Source organism: Clostridium acetobutylicum ATCC 824 (assembly GCF_000008765.1).
Classification (GTDB): domain Bacteria; phylum Bacillota; class Clostridia; order Clostridiales; family Clostridiaceae; genus Clostridium_S; species Clostridium_S acetobutylicum.
This window is the reverse complement of the sequence record NC_003030.1, coordinates 1,342,633-1,359,699: the sequence shown is the minus strand read 5'-3', so window position 1 is coordinate 1,359,699 and position 17,067 is coordinate 1,342,633. Positions and strand designations below refer to the sequence as shown.

Annotated in this window: 21 protein-coding genes; all 21 read right to left on the bottom strand. The window is 27.1% G+C overall.

What is annotated here, in order from left to right; genetic code table 11:
• Window positions 1-5 precede the first annotated feature (5 nt).
• The 21 genes from CA_RS06415 to CA_RS06315 all read right to left on the bottom strand — a co-directional run bounded on the left by CA_RS06415 (window position 6) and on the right by CA_RS06315 (window position 17,031).
• Window positions 6-1,310, bottom strand: coding sequence for a helix-turn-helix domain-containing protein (locus tag CA_RS06415; protein ID WP_010964527.1), 1,305 nt, complete (start codon window positions 1,308-1,310; stop codon window positions 6-8).
• Between the two features lie 329 nt (window positions 1,311-1,639).
• Complete coding sequence (locus tag CA_RS06410) at window positions 1,640-2,005, bottom strand: hypothetical protein (protein WP_010964526.1); 366 nt, start codon at window positions 2,003-2,005, stop codon at window positions 1,640-1,642.
• A 281-nt stretch (window positions 2,006-2,286) separates the two neighbouring features.
• A complete protein-coding gene (locus tag CA_RS06405) occupies window positions 2,287-2,892 on the bottom strand; it encodes a host-nuclease inhibitor Gam family protein (protein WP_010964525.1) in 606 nt (201 codons plus the stop codon).
• A 38-nt stretch (window positions 2,893-2,930) separates the two neighbouring features.
• On the bottom strand, window positions 2,931-3,143 hold the full coding sequence (locus tag CA_RS06400) for a hypothetical protein (protein WP_010964524.1): 213 nt from the start codon (window positions 3,141-3,143) through the stop codon (window positions 2,931-2,933).
• A 54-nt stretch (window positions 3,144-3,197) separates the two neighbouring features.
• Window positions 3,198-3,671, bottom strand: a complete 474-nt coding sequence (dut, locus tag CA_RS06395; RefSeq protein ID WP_010964523.1) for a dUTP diphosphatase — start codon at window positions 3,669-3,671, stop codon at window positions 3,198-3,200.
• A 9-nt stretch (window positions 3,672-3,680) separates the two neighbouring features.
• Window positions 3,681-5,780 carry an anaerobic ribonucleoside triphosphate reductase gene (locus CA_RS06390; protein WP_010964522.1) on the bottom strand — a complete coding sequence of 700 codons (2,100 nt, stop codon included), beginning with the start codon at window positions 5,778-5,780 and terminating at the stop codon, window positions 3,681-3,683.
• Window positions 5,781-5,810: 30 nt separating this feature from the next.
• Complete coding sequence (locus CA_RS06385; protein WP_014518903.1) at window positions 5,811-6,317, bottom strand: DUF1653 domain-containing protein; 507 nt, start codon at window positions 6,315-6,317, stop codon at window positions 5,811-5,813.
• A 65-nt stretch (window positions 6,318-6,382) separates the two neighbouring features.
• The gene (locus CA_RS06380; RefSeq protein WP_010964520.1) at window positions 6,383-6,673 is read right to left on the bottom strand and encodes a hypothetical protein; all 291 of its coding nucleotides are present in this window, start codon (window positions 6,671-6,673) and stop codon (window positions 6,383-6,385) included.
• 68 nt (window positions 6,674-6,741) lie between these two features.
• On the bottom strand, window positions 6,742-7,344 hold the full coding sequence (locus tag CA_RS06375) for a hypothetical protein (RefSeq protein WP_010964519.1): 603 nt from the start codon (window positions 7,342-7,344) through the stop codon (window positions 6,742-6,744).
• A 34-nt stretch (window positions 7,345-7,378) separates the two neighbouring features.
• Window positions 7,379-7,597 carry a DUF6877 family protein gene (locus CA_RS06370; protein WP_010964518.1) on the bottom strand — a complete coding sequence of 73 codons (219 nt, stop codon included), beginning with the start codon at window positions 7,595-7,597 and terminating at the stop codon, window positions 7,379-7,381.
• Window positions 7,569-7,754 carry a hypothetical protein gene (locus tag CA_RS06365; RefSeq protein WP_010964517.1) on the bottom strand — a complete coding sequence of 62 codons (186 nt, stop codon included), beginning with the start codon at window positions 7,752-7,754 and terminating at the stop codon, window positions 7,569-7,571. Before CA_RS06365 ends, CA_RS06370 begins: the two co-directional genes overlap by 29 nt.
• Window positions 7,755-7,997: 243 nt before the next feature.
• On the bottom strand, window positions 7,998-8,282 hold the full coding sequence (locus tag CA_RS06360; RefSeq protein WP_010964515.1) for a GIY-YIG nuclease family protein: 285 nt from the start codon (window positions 8,280-8,282) through the stop codon (window positions 7,998-8,000).
• Between the two features lie 143 nt (window positions 8,283-8,425).
• The gene (locus tag CA_RS06355; RefSeq protein WP_010964514.1) at window positions 8,426-8,983 is read right to left on the bottom strand and encodes a hypothetical protein; all 558 of its coding nucleotides are present in this window, start codon (window positions 8,981-8,983) and stop codon (window positions 8,426-8,428) included.
• An 18-nt stretch (window positions 8,984-9,001) separates the two neighbouring features.
• Window positions 9,002-10,366 carry a phosphoadenosine phosphosulfate reductase family protein gene (locus CA_RS06350; RefSeq protein ID WP_010964513.1) on the bottom strand — a complete coding sequence of 455 codons (1,365 nt, stop codon included), beginning with the start codon at window positions 10,364-10,366 and terminating at the stop codon, window positions 9,002-9,004.
• Between the two features lie 255 nt (window positions 10,367-10,621).
• The gene (locus tag CA_RS06345; protein WP_010964512.1) at window positions 10,622-10,984 is read right to left on the bottom strand and encodes a hypothetical protein; all 363 of its coding nucleotides are present in this window, start codon (window positions 10,982-10,984) and stop codon (window positions 10,622-10,624) included.
• A 298-nt stretch (window positions 10,985-11,282) separates the two neighbouring features.
• Entirely contained in the window at window positions 11,283-12,929 is a 1,647-nt protein-coding gene (recJ, locus tag CA_RS06340; protein ID WP_010964511.1) for a single-stranded-DNA-specific exonuclease RecJ, read from the bottom strand.
• Window positions 12,911-13,957 carry a toprim domain-containing protein gene (locus tag CA_RS06335; protein WP_010964510.1) on the bottom strand — a complete coding sequence of 349 codons (1,047 nt, stop codon included), beginning with the start codon at window positions 13,955-13,957 and terminating at the stop codon, window positions 12,911-12,913. The genes recJ and CA_RS06335 overlap by 19 nt, the downstream gene beginning before the upstream one ends.
• Window positions 13,958-13,982: 25 nt before the next feature.
• Complete coding sequence (locus CA_RS06330; protein WP_010964509.1) at window positions 13,983-14,159, bottom strand: hypothetical protein; 177 nt, start codon at window positions 14,157-14,159, stop codon at window positions 13,983-13,985.
• Between the two features lie 57 nt (window positions 14,160-14,216).
• Window positions 14,217-16,208, bottom strand: coding sequence for an NAD-dependent DNA ligase LigA (ligA, locus tag CA_RS06325; protein WP_010964508.1), 1,992 nt, complete (start codon window positions 16,206-16,208; stop codon window positions 14,217-14,219).
• Window positions 16,209-16,328: 120 nt separating this feature from the next.
• The gene (locus CA_RS06320) at window positions 16,329-16,745 is read right to left on the bottom strand and encodes a hypothetical protein (RefSeq protein WP_010964507.1); all 417 of its coding nucleotides are present in this window, start codon (window positions 16,743-16,745) and stop codon (window positions 16,329-16,331) included.
• Window positions 16,717-17,031, bottom strand: coding sequence for a hypothetical protein (locus CA_RS06315; RefSeq protein ID WP_010964506.1), 315 nt, complete (start codon window positions 17,029-17,031; stop codon window positions 16,717-16,719). Before CA_RS06315 ends, CA_RS06320 begins: the two co-directional genes overlap by 29 nt.
• Window positions 17,032-17,067 lie beyond the last annotated feature (36 nt).

Sequence of the window (17,067 nt, the reverse complement as noted above, 5' to 3'; positions counted from 1 at the left end):
TCCCCCTATGAAATTCTTTTATTAAAATTATATAATTCTTTAAGCGTTTGTATGTCTTCTGCTTCTAAATAAAATTCTATCAGTTTACATTCGAGATTTCTAGATATTTTTTTCTCCCTTCCACAGATTACAAAAAACTCATCCTTCATTTTTGATATACTTTTTTCATCATTTAGTGAAATATATATATCTATTAAATCTGAAAGTATATCTTTTATCAAAGAGTTACGATTGAATTTTTTAGCATAATTTAAAGCTATATAATAAAATTTTTCTGCCTTTTTTGTTTCATTCAGTTTTGAATGCATTCTTCCTACTTCACAATAAGTATTTGGTAAATACTTATTGTTTTGGTTCAAATTATTTATGTATTCATCTACAATATTTAAAACTTCTTTTGCCTTTTCCTTATTGTTAAGTTCCATATGAATATAAATTGAATTAATTAAAGCCACTAAATAGCTTTGACAGTTATCCTTATTTATATTATTGATTATTCTTTCATTTAAATCTAGACTTTCAGCATACCTCTCAAGTTCTCCAAAACAAACAACTTTTTGATTCATGACAGCATAATACCTATCCATACCTATTCTCTGAACTTTTTTTTCAATCTTTTCTAATCTTTTTAAGGCTTTATCATATTCTTTAAGCTTAATGTAACATAACGCACTATTATACATGAAAATACAATAATATTCTTCATTTATGTTTTTAAAGTTATTTATTGCAAAGTCACAGCACTTTATGTTCTCATCATATTTGTCCATATAAAAATACACCATGGACAATTTTCGTAAAATAGATATAAGATTATCACTATAAATAGTATTATCCATCAATGCTTTGGCTTTTTCGTAATACATACAACTATTATGTAAGTCATTCGTATTAAAAAAGTAATCTCCAGCTAATTCAAAAATAATAATTTTTTTATCAATTATATTCCAATTTACGGTGAAGTTTTCGACTTCATCTAATTTATTTTGAAACATTCCATCCTTATAAACACTTAAATCCTTAAGTTCTGTTATATATCTATCAAGTATTTTATTAGCTTGTGATTCCTCATCCTCTAATAAATACTCTATATCCTCATCAGTCTCTATATCCCGATTGTTACATATTCCCTGTAAATTTTTAAACATAATTTCAGCTGCATGTCTAGTTAGTCTTGCCTTTCCATGTTCTATCTGGCTTATAAGGTTTCTTGTTATTTCATTTCCCGCTAGATCATCTTGATTTAATTTATATTTCTCTCTTAGTTTTTTTAACTTCACACCTGTAGGTAATATCTCATAGACACACATATGACAAAACTCTCCTTACAGTAATAAATTTTATTTACTATATAATAGCATCATATGGAATTAATGTCAAACTAAAAAAAATAGCTCACTATTTCTTCTATATGGTAGTGAGCTATTTTTCTAACATTTTTACTATTTTAATTTATTTATATTGTTCATCTCTATTGAGATTCTCCTGATACTTTATATCTAATTTACTTCTTTTTAAGTATATACCTTCACTATAGAAGTTTCTGAAACTTTAACATTTGAAAATATTATACTAACCTTTATCCTCAGAAAATACATGTTTATTTTTTATATTTATAATCAATCTTCTATATATTTATCTATTTTATTAACATGCTACTTAAAAATATAATATAGAACATATATCCATAATAAACAATATCTAATATTGTAAAGGTAATATTCACCAAGCTTAATTTTGAATATTTATCTATTTTTATCTTAAGCTTTGCTCTATCTTCCAAGTTATTGAGGTCTATTTTTCTTTTGTTTTTAGTAGATTTTATTATAGTAAATGAAATTGTAATAATAAATATACATATCATTATAAGTGTTAGATATTTGTATCTGTCATAATTTAATTCATTGATATAATATCCGATTTCAACAATTATATCTATTGTGACAAGAATAAGTCCCAACAGTCCTATAAGAGAACCTTTTATTAAATTCTCTTTTTCTATCATTCTTGATCTTTTTCGTAAGTATTTAAAATCTTGTTTCTAGATAGAAAAAACAAATATTCAACTAAACTTCCTTTGAATAAATGAATTAAAGACAGTACTAAGAAAATATTGTTAATAATTTCAACATAAATTTACCTCATTTGCATTATTTTATTTTCTGTAAAAATCTCCTTATTGCTATGACAAAGTTCTAAATCCATATTGCTTGTCCTATTATCTTTTTTACAAAGATATTCATATATTAGATCGTTAAAATATTTCTTGAAAATATATCCTTTTCCCTATTTAATTACTACTTTTTCTTGTGATTTCTGAATTTCTATTTTACCTGTTACATCTTCACCAGTTTCTTTGTTATAAACTCTGCCATCAATTATTTCTAACTTAGTTTTTAAGTTTTTCCAATTTAAAGTTTTTACTGTCTGTTCTTCAATAAATGAGGGAAATGTTTTAAGCAAATCTTCATTAAGATCAGGTTTTATAAGTGTTTCCTGTGGTATTTTTATTTGCACTGTACCTGATAAAAATTTCAAGCTATATTGAGTTTTTGTTTTCTTCTTATTTTTATCTGACATTACTGCTTGTTTTAGATTAAAAGCAATCCATTTCTTTTGTTTCTCTAGTTTAGAAATCTGGCTATTTAATTTTAAATCTAAATTATCTTTTTTCTCTTTATAAATAGACTTAAACCTTTCTTGCTGCTCTTCTAACTCTTTATATTTTTCAATAGCATCATCTATGCTACCATCAGAATAAAATGCTAGTTTTTTAACTTCTTCAGCATCTTTTTTCTCCTCATCTGTAATAAATAGAGAATTAAAAAAATCCTCTATACTATTTTTATTGTTTTTATCTATCATTTGGTTTTTTTCTTTATTTTCTGACATAATATATCTCTCCTCTTAATTGTTTTAACTTTTATAACTTAAAGTTCCCAACAACCATAAGCATAATGCCCTAATTGTCTACCACATTCTTTACATTTAACTATATATTCTACCATCCAATGTTCTTCATAGTACTCATTGATATTTCCCAAATTAGTACACCCACAAAAACATTTTAATGGAGTACCATCTTTTGCTATTAATCCATCTTCTATCTTCTTATCAATATATTTTTTATATTCATCTTCCAATATCTATTCAGTCCTTTTCAACAGCATTTAATCATACTAACCGTTATAAGTTCATTACTCTATTCCAGTAGAACCAAAACCCTTATTTGCTCTTTTTGTATTACTTAAATTATCAATTATATTTAATTTGTATCTTCTGAATTTGGCAAAAACTAATTGTCCCAACCTGTCACCTTCATGTATGACAAATGGTTCATTGCTTGTGTTTAATAAAATTATACCTATATCGCCCCTATAATCATTATCAATTGTACCAAGTATAGCGGTAATACCATGCTCTAAAGCAAGACCACTCCTAGGTCTTAATTGGGCTTCTATATTAGGAGGTAACTCAATATGAACTCCCGTTTTTATTAAAATCCTTTTATGAGGGTTTAAATAAAAATCACCTGAAAATTTATGCATTTCTTTACTTTTGGGTAAAATATATCTCCACGCTCTTAAGTCTAGTCCTACTGATCCCTCCGTTTTATACTGAGGTAAAAATCTCATATCTTCAAAATCCACTTTACACTTTATTTTTTTCATAACTTATTTTTATTCCTCTCTATATATATGTTTTTCCGTTACTTGTGATATTCTATCAGCTCTTTCTGCTGCTTTTCCAGCACCAAATCTTTCATCTAAACTTAAATATCCTGTAACTCTTGATATTCCCTGAATATCGTGGCTTCCGCACTTATTGCACTTCATATCTGATGCATCCAAATACTTTCCACAGTCCTTGCAATATCTTATATGAAAATTCATTCCAATATAACTTATATTAGTGTTTTCATAAGCATATTTAACTATATTCATTACAGTTTCTTCATTTGGATAACCATCAAGTTCTATATATGATATATGTCCACCATTACATAATTTGTGATAAGGTGCTTCAATACTTATTTTTTTCTTTATAGATATACCAAAACTAACTGGTATATGATAACTATTAGTATAGTAATCCTTGTCTGTAACGCCTTTTATGTTTCCAAAACGAATCTTATCTTTAGCTATAAACTTTCCAGACAAGCCCTCTGCTGGTGTAGCATAACAGCTCCAATTTAGATTAATTTCTTTTGTCATTTTATCCGTATAATCTCTTATATATGAAATTATCTTAAATCCAAGTTCTTTTGCTTCTTCTGTTTCTCCATGATGATGTCCTGTAAGTGCCACAAGTGTTTCTGCAAGTCCAATAAATCCAATAGCCCAAGTTCCTTGTCTTAAAACTGGTTCTATTGAGTCATTTGATTTTAAATTTTCAGAACCTTTCATAAGGCTTTGTCCCATAACAAATGGTAAATCTTTAACTTTTAACTTTTTAAGCACACTATATCTGTGAAGCAAGCTTTCTTTTGCGATTTCAAGTCTTGAATGTAAAAGTTCAAAGAATTTATCTACATCACCTTTTGCAAGTATACCTAGTCTTGGTAAGTTAATAGTTGTAGGTGCTATATTTCCTCGTCCTATTGAACCTTCTTCACCATTAATATTAGAACATACATAGGTTCTACATCCCATAGTTGCTGGTATTATACCTTTATCATAATACTCTTTATTAAAATCAGCATCTATATTCATAAATGTAGGGTTCATTCTTTTAGCTGTGACTCTACAAGCTAGTTTAAATAAATAATAGTATGGATCATTTTCGTTTCTATTCACGCCACTTTTAACTCTAAAAATTATATTAGGAAAAATTGGCTGTTCACCATTTCCAAGTCCTTTTTCATATTCCTCTAGAAATATTCTACATACAAGTGCAGCATCCTTAGATCTTGGTATTCCAATATTTATAGACGAAAATGGCACTTGTGAACCAGCTCTACTATGCATTGTATTTAAATTATATATTACACCTTGCATAGCCTGATGTATTCTATGTTTTAATTCTTCTTCTATTCTTGTATTATCTATTCTCCCAATTGCACTAAGATTTTTTCTTATTTCCTGTCTAGTTGGCTCAACAAACTCAGCCATATCGTTATCAAAATCAGGATGTGACTGACCTCCAAACATATCATTTTGCGTTGATTGTAGAAGTATGCATGAAAGTTCCGAAGCTGATTCTATCCTCTTTGGTGGTTTTATATATCCATAACCTGTATTAAATCCACTTTGTAGAACTTCTTTTGTCGGAATATGAAGGCAGTTTGTAGTTAAATTATAGCTATCTAAATCATGAATATAAATGTCTCCATTCTCATGCGCTTGAGCTATTTTCCTTGGCATTTTTAATAAGTTATGAACTTTATTAGATTCACTCGCTATTCTAAGAAGCTTTGAACTAAAATTATTCCCAACATTAGCGTTATCTCTATCGGTTTCTACCCCTATCTTGTCTATAATCTTCATAAGATTAGACTTATCTTGTCTTATTTTTGTCCTTTCTTTTCTGTAATCTGAATAAGCCTTTGCAACATTTTTATTATATTTATTTAGGACATCTATTACTATATCTTGAACTTTTTCAATTTCAATTTTTTTCAAGTTTGTTTCATCTATTTTCATCAAAATGTCACATAAAGCATCATCATCCCAACATTCGTTTACTTCGATAGATTTTTCTGCTTTTTTTATTGCATGTTCTATTCTTAATATATCAAAATCCTTTTCTCTACCATCACGTTTTATAACTTTTTTTATCATTAAACTAACTCCTCCTTACATTTTTAAAAACTATATCGTATGGTCAACATAGATATTTTGCATATTCCAACTAGCTACAACACTTGTACCAAATTGATTTTCCAATTCAGATATAGACATAAACCTATATTCTTGTTCAATTTCTGGATATTTGCAATGATCTACTTTAGATATAAACATTTTAAAAGGTCTTACGTATACTTTTTTTTCTCCATACATAGCCTGATACACTACCACCTTTTCCTTATCTTCACTATTTTCAGCTATATAAAGTACTTTATAGTAATTTCCTTTAAAATGCCTATAATATGATCCTTTTTTTATAAGCCTTTCTGCTTTTTCTACTTGAATAGACATATCAGCACTTTTTGAAACAAAAGTAAGTTTATTTACGTTTCCTAGTTTATCTTTTATTTTAAATATAATAAGACCGTTATTCTTCTTATTATGGCTTCCATTAAAGATATTTTCTATTTGGAGTATTTCCCCATCCATTAAAATATCTTTCCATTTAGAATTATTTTTATTTGATTCCATATATCCAATCACCATCTTTCCTTTATAATGTATTAAGTGTTAATAATTAATTACATTATAAAAAATCATTTTATTTTTTTATTCTTGTTGGGCTTAAATAAATCTTTGAATTCACTTAAATCATTTGCTACACTAATTGCTACAATCTTAATTCCTTTAGCAAATTTATGGTTTAAATTATCATCATAAGTTTTATCATAATACTCCTGTTTCTTATCAAAATTTTCTTGATAATTTACTATAATCTCTGGCACAGGAAAGCCCTCTATTTTTATTACTACAGCAACATAACTATAAGCTTGATTTTTTGCCTTTATGAAACATTTATCTAATTCTTGCTTTCTTGTTTTTTTCATATTATTTACACTTCCTTGTTAGATTTTTACTCTTACTATTACTAAAACAAAGTATTTTATTTCAGACTTTATTTTCTTTTCTTTTTAATAAAAATTATAATAGCAGCTACAATTATAAAAATTATTATAAATGTAATTACATCAAACATAACCGATTTCACACCAACATATGACCTATAGCTATAATATCCATTGTTATAAATAGGTTGAGAACTATGAGTTATAGCTCTATATAAAAAATAATTACTCCAAAAATTTCCTTTATACCCACCATAAGAATTATAACTATAGTGACTATGGTTATGATTGTAATAGTGATTATGAACCACAGTAGTGTGATAAACATTTATATTTTTCCTAACTATAACATGTTTTTTAATAGTAGGTATTTTAGCTTTTTTACTTTTCTTTGATGCTATTTTAGTTTTTGGTGCTTTACTAAAGTTTCCTGTTTTAAATCCATTTCTTAAAGTAGAATGTTTTATACCTGATGAATGAGTAATACTTTTACTACTAAATGAATGTGTAGATATATGACTTGATGAAGAATGAAAAGAACTATGAAAACTTCCAGAATGAAACCCACCATGAACTCCCCTTGCGCTAATGCTAACTGCTATAAGTGAAGCAAAAAATAATGAAATAACTAGTAAACTAAATTTTTTTATCATTCAACTTATTCCCCTCTTTTATAATATTTCATCTCTAAATTAAAACATTTTTTCTTTTTTTATTTTTTCTATAATTAATAACATTTTCAGCATATTTATATTGTCTTTTTATATAATCATCTTTTAATGTTCCTCCTGAATAAATCCAATCCCTGACTCTTTGGTAAATGTCATTGAATATATATGGTTTTAGTAAACCAGAACAATATATTAAATCAGATAACCTATTTATACTTATATTTCTCTTTATCATCTATTATCTCCTTTCTAACAGCATTATCTTCCCATTCAAGTAATTTATTTATTCTTGCTTCTAACTTAGGTAATATCTTTTGTTTTTGAATTTCTAGGTTATATCCTTTAATAACTAGATTCTTAAGATAAGTTTTATAGCTAATTATCTTTCCCATTCCCATTACCTCCTTTATACCTTAAATCATTTTCCATCTTATATAGTGAATCAGAAATTTTTTCCAACTTATAATTTAAATTGTCACTATATAACTTTGTGAGGTTTTCTATTTGCTTTATTTTTCCACTCAATGCATTCCAGTTATCAATGGTTGATTGATTTATAAACGCTTTGTTATCTATTGTTTGTCACTTCCCTTCTTATAAAATTCGTATTTTATACGCTTTTAGTGTCTACTACGTTATTTCTCTTTAAATTTAGGAAATCTATTATATCCTATTTGAGGATTATTGGATTCATAAAGTCTTATATATTCAATTTCTTTTTTGTTAACTTCTTTGTCTGTTGCGCTTTCTGACTCCCATAATATTTCTTTCCTTATTGTGAAATCTCTTTTTTGTTCTCTTGTAAAATCTTTTTCTATTAAATCATTATTTGCACTTCCAAAATAGTTAATACTATCGGTCAAATCTTTGCCAATATAAATTTTTCCATTTGGATAAGTTATTCTATATACAACTTTCATAAAACATCCTCCTTTTACCTTATCATGTTATCATACTAAACGTTATAAGTCAAATAAAAAGTGTACTCCCCTATTTGACTCTACTTCCAAAAATATTTTTACAGTTAGTTCTTCATGTGACATAAATCATCTCCACGAATTAGCTATTTTGTACGTTTTATAAAGTGAAAATGCATTGGTAAATCTTTATAGCTTATTTTTTTATAACAGTTTAAATCTTTTATAAAACATTTAAAAAACCCTTTATTGTTCACTCCTGATTTTGATTCTGCTATATAATTTACATTATTAATTTCTAACACAAAAAACTTTTTAGTTTTAATATCTTGCTTAAACGTATTTAATCGAAAATAATCCCAATCAAATTTACCTCCTATTATCCTACCTAATTCACTATACTTACTACTTTTCTTCATATAATAATCTTTATCTGTTCCACCCATAGCTGACTTAACAAATCCACTGCAATTGCAATCAACAACATTATCACATTGACGAATCAAAGAACATCCACCACAACATCTATCATCTTTAAATGTAGGACATTGTGGTTTACCATATGGGATTTTATATTTATTGTTTTTATTTCTATTTCTTGCTTCGAAATTATTACAAATATAAAGTTGTTTCGAATTTTTCACCAAAGTATAATTTTTATTATACTTAAAAATCCTTTTAATAAACTTTATTGTTCTCTTCACCCTTTTCTCCTTTCATTTCTAAAATAGGCTGCACTTATCTTTTCTATACTTAAAAACTTTATTCTTAAATGTTTTTTTATCAATATTATACTTATCGCAATAGCATTTCTTACATAAATAATCTTCATCAGCAACATTACTGAATCCCTTTTCTTGTCCTGCAACTTTTAACGACATTCCAATCTCTTCTGGATTTAGTTTTTTACCACAGCAAAAACATTCTTTTTTAAAGTATTTTTTAGCAAGTTCTTCTGATATACCAAGTAATTTCATAACTTTTTGGATTCTTTCTTTTGTCATTTTGAGCTTTGTAATTTCATAAATCTGGCTTTTACCTTGTTTCCATCTTCCTTCTAACCATTCTTTTAAACTCCATTTTAAATTACTTCCTACACTACATACTTCGTAATTCTTCTCAACTATTTTCATCCATCTACTCCATTGAAAAGGATAAAAATATTGAGTTAATAAATCTATATAATCACTTTGAAAAGGACATATAAGACATCCACAGCGATTATATCCTAGCTTGTACATATGATTTACTTTTATATTATTCATAAGAATATAAAGCCAAATATCTATATCTGTCCATTCAAGAATAGGTAAAAACCTTTTCCAATTCTCAGGAACATTATTTTTCTCTCCCATTGATTTATTTAAATCATAATCATATTTTGATCTATCTGGAGACTCATCTCTTCGCATCCCCAAAATAAGCAAATACTTTTTGTCCTTATCCAAGTAGTCTTTCATCCTACCTTCTTTGTAATTACTGCAACAATTTCTATTTGTAACGCATGGAAGAAAATAATTTTTATCTTCGGTTATCCATTCAATAATTCCTTTTTGGGGATTGTGAATGTTTAACTTATCATTGGGTAGTTCTTTTATGTGTAAATAAGTTTGTGCTGTATCATTTGTCGTATTATTAAAATCAATTTTATAATCTTTGTTTTTAAGCAATGGTAAAATTTTATTTACAAAAATATAGAATAAGACATCACTATCTTTTCCACCTGAATGAGCTAACCTTTTTTCGTGATACCTATATTTCTTTATAAATTTTAAACTTTTACTTACTGACCTATTCTCTAAAAAAATCAACCTATTTTTATTAAGTGATATTTCTTCTTCTAATGTATAATTGTGAAGTACTTTTACTTGCTTTTTATCTCTTACAGCAACTATATTTTTTTCAAATTTGTATATGTTGTTTTTAACAATTTTTATAATATTATCTTCTATTTTAAATCTTATTAGTAATTCTTTGTTGCTTGAATTTAGATATATTTTTGTTCCATTTCTCCAACAATTGTTGGGTATCTTTATTCCTGTTTTTTTCTCAAAGAATAACTTTTCTTCTTCAAAAATTGGTTTCATTTTCTCCACCTTATTTAATTCAAATTGTCTGAACTAAATAAGGATTAAAACATACTTACCTTTAATCTGGTTTCATGATCTTTTGCATTTTCTATGCTCATCACTCTTACCGCCTTAAAGTAAAAATAATGAATATTCTTAGGCGTGTTTTTTACGTTTTAGCCTGTTTTTTTTGCAAAATAATAAGTGACTAAATTACTATTTTGCTATACAACCTCTTTGTGAGGAACTTGAGAATAAAACCAAAATTGTAACTCAAAGAGTTACTAATCCTTTACAACAACTATCAAGAATTTGAACGTTTGATAATTGTCTATTAGGAAATTTTTTATTGAAATCATTTATATATTTATCCAAATATTTTTGCATATCTTCCTCTGGAGAATATGTTTTTATTAAAAAATACATCTCCTTTTCTCTCCTGTTTCCTCGAAAAGTTGTATATCTGAATTTAACCTTATATATGCTTATAGGAATCTCTTCAAGAAAACTTATAACTTGTCTAGGGTGTATTTTCTTTTTAAAAGTACTTTGAATTTTCTCTTTTGAAAAATCATCTTTGTCTGGTAAAAAAGTAATACCATCTATAAGCTTCAACATAGCGTTTATATTAGACATCTTAAAAACAGATCCTTTCATACTAATTGCTATAAGCTATATGACTTTTACTTGTGCGAATTTATTTTTTTCTCCCTTCTTCCACACATAATGGGCGTATACAATAGAGTTGATCTTAGCATCATTAGTAAAACTCATTCTCTATCCCTCCACATTAATTAATAAATAAAAGCAACATAAGCAAATATATAAAAATAAATATTATAAATATCATGTTCTGCAAATGAATTAAAGCAGAAAAAAATGATATAATCGTCATTGTTCCGACTACGAACAGTTTCTTACTCATTATTTTCATTTATAATATATCTCCTGTTGTATATCCTTTTAAAAATTCGAAGTTATCTTTAACATCTTTATAATCTTGTATCATAATTTGCTTTTTCTCTCTTCCTCTAAAATATGAGACTTGAGGTATTCCCATAACACTAAGACTTCTATACAAACCGCTACAAGTAGTCTTAAAGTCTTGTATTTTATCAATAGAATTCCAATATACAAACTCTATATCTCTAAAATTAAATTTTATATGCTTCTTTATCATTATGGTAAAGTCTACTGGCACAACATTCTCCAAAACCACATTTATTGGTTGAAAATTTTTACCTGTTAACCTATTTATTTTCTCTATTTGCTTAATCAAATTTAATGTTAAAAATTCTGCTTTTATTAACAAGTCAAACTTATCTACCTTTTTAAACTCCTTATTTTTTAATTTTTGTTCTAATGTATCAAGCAATTTTTCTAAATTTTCTTTTTTTATTTCTATTCCTGCTGCTCTTTCATGCCCTTGTGATTTTGCTAATTTTGTATTATTTACAATAGTTTTAAAATCTATATTAGACCTTAAACTTCCTATATATTTATCAAAATCTTTTGCTGGATTTGGGTAACTTAAAACTATTGCTGGCTTATCAAATTTACTACAAACTTTTGTAGCAATAACTCCAGCTATGCCTTTATTCTCAACAAATCCAAAAGATACTTTTTTGTTTTCGGAGTTATTTTGCTTCATTTGAAATTCCAAATTGATCATAGATATATCAACCAACTTATTCTGCTTTTCCTTTATTTCTTTTAATTTTTTAAGTAATTTTTTTGACTGTTTTTTTTCTTCTTCAAATAAAAAATCAATTGCTATTTTATTTTCTCTCATCCTTATAGCTGCATTTACCAGCGGTGCCACAGAAAATAATATGGATGTACTATTAAAATCATACGTTCCTATAGCAGTCTTTAATCCAACATTAACAAGGTGCTTAAACCCCATAGTTATAATTAACCTGTTCTCCATATATGATTCACCAACATCCATTACATCCGCTAAGATTCCTGCTGCTGCTAAATCAACATAATTCAAAGCATATTTTGTTTTCATTAGGCTATCTATAGCAAGACAGCCTTTCCATACTACTCCTGCTCCACTTAATTGTTTATTTGGGTAATCTTCAAACTGACTATTAACAATACAAACATTCTGATTGTTAGGCTCATCATGATGATCATATATTATAACTTCAACCCCATTTTGTTTTAAATAATCTTGCTCCTTGTGGTTGCCTGTACTAGAGTCTACAGCAATTAAAATATCTGTATTTTGGATAATATTATCTAAATTAATACTGCTTAAACCATGTTCTTTTCCAATACTATAAGCAATATCAACATTAGGTGTAAAGTTCAACAAATATTTTCTCATAATTGTTCCTGCGGCAGTACCATCTAAGTCACAATCATAGAAGATTGTAAATTTCTTATTTTCTTTTATTCCTTTTATTATTATTTCTGCTGCTTCAAATATTCTTTTTAATTTACTTAATGGAATGAAATCAGAAGGTAATGGATTAAGAAAATGTTTTAAATTTTTTATCCCTCTATTTCTCAAAATATTTTCTATTGATAAATCTGTAGGTTTTTTGTTTAAATTTACCCATTGTTTTTCCACTCGATAACAGGCACTTCCTTTCTATAAACGCTATATAAGATTCTCCAAGTATCTACATTGTCACAAGGAGATTCTTTTTCTTTTTTCATTAAATTCGCTTCATCCTTGATTATAAAGATATTTACAGTCTTTACTGGATACATTAGTTTCTTAATGTTCTCATAAACTTCTTCCTCAGTTACATCTTTATCTAAAGCTAAAGTTATTGTCACATTCATTCGCAACAACTTTTCTGCCTGTACTTCTGAAATGCACTTTCCTCCTATTGCTACTACATTCTTAATTCCTATCCCCCAGAGCTTTATAACAGATTTTTCGCTTTCTACAACTATAACTTCACTTTTTTCTTTTATATATTTTTCATTCTGCCAAGCTCCAAAAAGTATTTTTCCTTTAGGGTAAACATATATTGGAAAATATTTATTTTTATCAATTAACTCATCATCTAATAATCTTCCTTTTACTCCTACTATTTCTCCTGCCGACTCTTCTCTGATAGGAAATATTATTCTTTGACTTATTACATCTAAAAAACATTCCCAATATTTTTGAGTTTTTTCTGAAATCCCTTCATCTAACCATTTTCTATTGGGTATCTTTACAAATTGATTTAAAATGTTTTCTGGGAAAGACTTAAGAATATCTTCTTCTGTTTCCTTTTTACCTGTTTCAACAAAATCTAAAAACTTCAAAAAGCTTGGTTTTTGTTGTTTAGGTTCATAGAAGTATGATAAACCAAGAATATTAGTTATCTTTCTCATAGCCTTTGAAAAAGATAACTTACATAAGAATTCAACTAAAGCTATAATATCTCTACATCTTCTCTGCTGAAAAATTGCACGAGTAAAATCTTCGCAATTCAAATTATCGTTATCAATATAGCAGCAAATAGCAGTTGGATTATTACCATCTGGGTTTGCCGCTTTAATTGTATTGCCATCTTTTCTTACATTATGGCAACCCACTTCTTCTAAAATTTTAATAATCTTTTCAGGAGTTAATAATTCTTTTAATTCCTTTGCTGTCATTTTATCACTCCATATAAAGTAGATTTTACTTTTTTCTCTCTTTCACTTTAAAAAATATTTCATCTAATAAACCGCTATATCCTATTTTAGATATATAATAATCCGTATTTTCTTCATCATAAATCTTAAAATCATTTTTGTTTAAAATATAAATTATTATGTTTAAAATTTCTATCAAAATATTAAAAGATTTACTTTTCATATATTCCCTCCTTCTACAATTACTGTACCATACTAAGTGTTGTAAGTCAAATAAAACCTACTTTACACTTTCTATTAATTCTTCAAACTTTTCTTCAGTTAATATTTTAACTCCAAGTGCTACAGCTTTGTCATATTTAGATCCTGCATTTTCACCTGCTATTACATAATCAGTTTTTTTACTAACACTTCCAGCAACCTTAGCACCAAGGCTCTCCAACTTTTCTTTTATTTCTGTTCTGCTATAATTTTGAAGACTTCCTGTTGCAACTACAGTTTTATCATTAAATACACTTTCTGAAACTTCACTTTCTTCATAAGATGGTTTTACTCCAAGTTTAAATAATTCATTTAGACTTTTTTCTATTTTTTCTTGTTTAAAAAAATCAACAATACTTTTTGCAACAATTGATCCTATATCTTGAACCAAGATAAGCTCAAAATAAGAAGCTTTTTTTATGTTCTCAAAGCTTTTAAATTGCTTACATAAATCTGTTGCTGTTTTTTTTCCTACATTTGGTATACCCAATGAGTATACAAATGAATCAAGATCACATTCCTTACTTTTCTCTATAGCATTTATAAGATTACTAGCCTTTTTGTCTTTAAACTTATCCAATGACATTAATTCTTCTTTAGTTATTCTATATAAGTCAGATATGCTTTTTATGTTTAATTTCTCAAATAATTGTTCTGCTGTTTTCTCACTAAAGCCTTCTATATTCATAGCTTTTCTGCTAGCAAAATGGACTATACTTTTTACCATTTGGGGTTTACAGGACAAAGTATTTTCACAAAATAAATGTACACCTTCTTTTACTATTTCACTGCCGCAATATGGGCATATTGTTGGTGCTTCTATTTCCTTCGTTTCTCCCTCTGTCTCTTCTGTAACTCCCATAATCTCTGGTATTACATCATTAGATCTTCTTAGAAATACTCTAGCACCTTTTTTAATCTTTTTCCTCTTTATATCATCCATATTATTTAATGTAGCTCTTTTAACTATTACTCCAGCTAATTCTACAGGTTCTAAAATAGCTGTTGGATTGATTCTTCCACTTCTGCCCACGTTCCATTCTACATCTATTAGCTTTGTAGTTGTTTCTTTTGCTTTAAATTTATAAGCTATTGCATATTTAGGACACTTTATTGTATAGCCCATTAATCTACTCGTTTCTATATCATTTAATCGAATTACAACTCCATCTATATCGTATTGTAAGCTACTTCTTACCTCTCCTATATTATCAATAGCTTGGTTAATTTCATCAAAATTATTACAAATATTGTACTCAGTTATGTTAAATCCTTGAGATTTTAAAAATAATAAAATTTCACTATATTTTTTTAACTTCTTATCTGTATAGCTAAGATCATAAAATTGAGCTACTAGCTTTCTTCTTGCAGTTTCTTTTATGTTTAAATTTCTCAATGCTCCTGCTGCACCATTCCTTAAGTTTTTAAGTGGTGTTTCATTTACTTTTAAATTACTATTATATTGTTCTAAAGCATTTTTTGTCATTAATGCTTCTCCATGAACATCAATTTCTCCACTATAATTTATAGCATTAGGAAGATTGAGAATGGTTTTACTTTGTTCTGTAATATCTTCTCCTATTTCCCCTGTCCCCCTAGTTGCAGATTTAATTAATCTACTTTCATTGTATGAACAATTTATAGTAAGTCCATCAAGCTTTTGTGTTACAACGAATTGTGGTGAAGGCAATTTTTCACTATGTGTTAAATTATATTGCTCTACAAATTTAACACACTTATTTACAAAAGCTTTAACTTCATCCTTCTTTTGAGCCTTATCAAGACTCCAAAGTTTATTTTTATGATGTGTTTTCTCAAATTTATCAAGGATAATATCACCAACCCTTTGAGTTGGACTATTAGGATTAATATACTCTGTTTCTTCTTCTAATCTTTTAAGCTCATCATACATTATATCATATTCCTTATCAGCTACAATTGGATTATCAAGCACATAATAGCTGTAGGAATATTTATTTAACTTTTCAATTAAATCTTCAATTAGTTTCATTTTATCTAACTTATTTATTAAAATCAGCTCCTCTTTTATTATAATACAGCACTATATATAGTATTATATTATAAATTTTTCACACAATATATAGTTTTTGATTTCTTATAAAGTCAGCTTTTATAATGTATCACTTCCTATTTTTTCATCTAAGTTATCTTCAATGTAAAACTCTTCAATTGGATTTCTAACTCTATTTTCACTATTAGAACAGATCATTGTATACAGAATTGTTAATATATCCTTACTACATTTCTCATAATATATTTTATGGAATTTTTGCCCTCTTACTACATTAGAATTAAATTTTAATAATTTATAGCTTGTTGTTTTAGTACAAATTTCACCACATTCTTTATATAACCTAGTACTAATTATCAATTCATCAATTTCATTTTTAACAAAATCATACTGTTTTTTCATATTTATATCATCATTAAAAAACACTATACCAACTCTTAGTATTTGTTTTTTACTGTTTAATTCATTTATTAATTTTCTTAATCCTTCATCTTTTTCTATCTTTTCTTTTATCATCCCTAAACACCCTTCTTCTACACTCTTTATTCAAGTAATATGGACATAGATAACAACTAAACTTTAGTGTAAAATATTCTTTATTAAAAGTTAATAATTGTTTATTTCTACTAAGATATTTCTTATGATAACACTCAATTGTGTTATAAACACTGAATATGCTTGCAATATTTTGTGAAAGCCATCCCTGATAAAATTCTTCTTTGTTTCTCAATCCATTTATGAACCCATCTAACAAAACCCTTTTTATCTCCTCATACTCATTCGGGGAGCACTCTTTTATCAATATCGTAAACCTCCTCTCGCCAATATATTAATGCTA

What these genes read in the sequence shown, in the direction of transcription:
- CA_RS06390 (WP_010964522.1), bottom strand. Translation starts at nt 5,780, where the DNA reads ATGATAAAAAAAGTTATAAAACGTGATGGTAGAGAAAAGGATTTTGAT.
- CA_RS06410 (WP_010964526.1), bottom strand. Translation starts at nt 2,005, where the DNA reads ATGATAGAAAAAGAGAATTTAATAAAAGGTTCTCTTATAGGACTGTTG.
- CA_RS06380 (WP_010964520.1), bottom strand. Translation starts at nt 6,673, where the DNA reads ATGAAAAAAACAAGAAAGCAAGAATTAGATAAATGTTTCATAAAGGCA.
- CA_RS06335 (WP_010964510.1), bottom strand. Translation starts at nt 13,957, where the DNA reads ATGACAGCAAAGGAATTAAAAGAATTATTAACTCCTGAAAAGATTATT.
- CA_RS06350 (WP_010964513.1), bottom strand. Translation starts at nt 10,366, where the DNA reads ATGAAACCAATTTTTGAAGAAGAAAAGTTATTCTTTGAGAAAAAAACA.
- ligA (WP_010964508.1), bottom strand. Translation starts at nt 16,208, where the DNA reads ATGAAACTAATTGAAGATTTAATTGAAAAGTTAAATAAATATTCCTAC.
- CA_RS06365 (WP_010964517.1), bottom strand. Translation starts at nt 7,754, where the DNA reads ATGGGAAAGATAATTAGCTATAAAACTTATCTTAAGAATCTAGTTATT.
- CA_RS06415 (WP_010964527.1), bottom strand. Translation starts at nt 1,310, where the DNA reads ATGTGTGTCTATGAGATATTACCTACAGGTGTGAAGTTAAAAAAACTA.
- CA_RS06385 (WP_014518903.1), bottom strand. Translation starts at nt 6,317, where the DNA reads ATGGAATCAAATAAAAATAATTCTAAATGGAAAGATATTTTAATGGAT.
- CA_RS06405 (WP_010964525.1), bottom strand. Translation starts at nt 2,892, where the DNA reads ATGTCAGAAAATAAAGAAAAAAACCAAATGATAGATAAAAACAATAAA.
- CA_RS06375 (WP_010964519.1), bottom strand. Translation starts at nt 7,344, where the DNA reads ATGATAAAAAAATTTAGTTTACTAGTTATTTCATTATTTTTTGCTTCA.
- CA_RS06320 (WP_010964507.1), bottom strand. Translation starts at nt 16,745, where the DNA reads ATGATAAAAGAAAAGATAGAAAAAGATGAAGGATTAAGAAAATTAATA.
- dut (WP_010964523.1), bottom strand. Translation starts at nt 3,671, where the DNA reads ATGAAAAAAATAAAGTGTAAAGTGGATTTTGAAGATATGAGATTTTTA.
- CA_RS06345 (WP_010964512.1), bottom strand. Translation starts at nt 10,984, where the DNA reads ATGTCTAATATAAACGCTATGTTGAAGCTTATAGATGGTATTACTTTT.
- CA_RS06330 (WP_010964509.1), bottom strand. Translation starts at nt 14,159, where the DNA reads ATGAAAAGTAAATCTTTTAATATTTTGATAGAAATTTTAAACATAATA.
- CA_RS06370 (WP_010964518.1), bottom strand. Translation starts at nt 7,597, where the DNA reads ATGATAAAGAGAAATATAAGTATAAATAGGTTATCTGATTTAATATAT.
- CA_RS06360 (WP_010964515.1), bottom strand. Translation starts at nt 8,282, where the DNA reads ATGAAAGTTGTATATAGAATAACTTATCCAAATGGAAAAATTTATATT.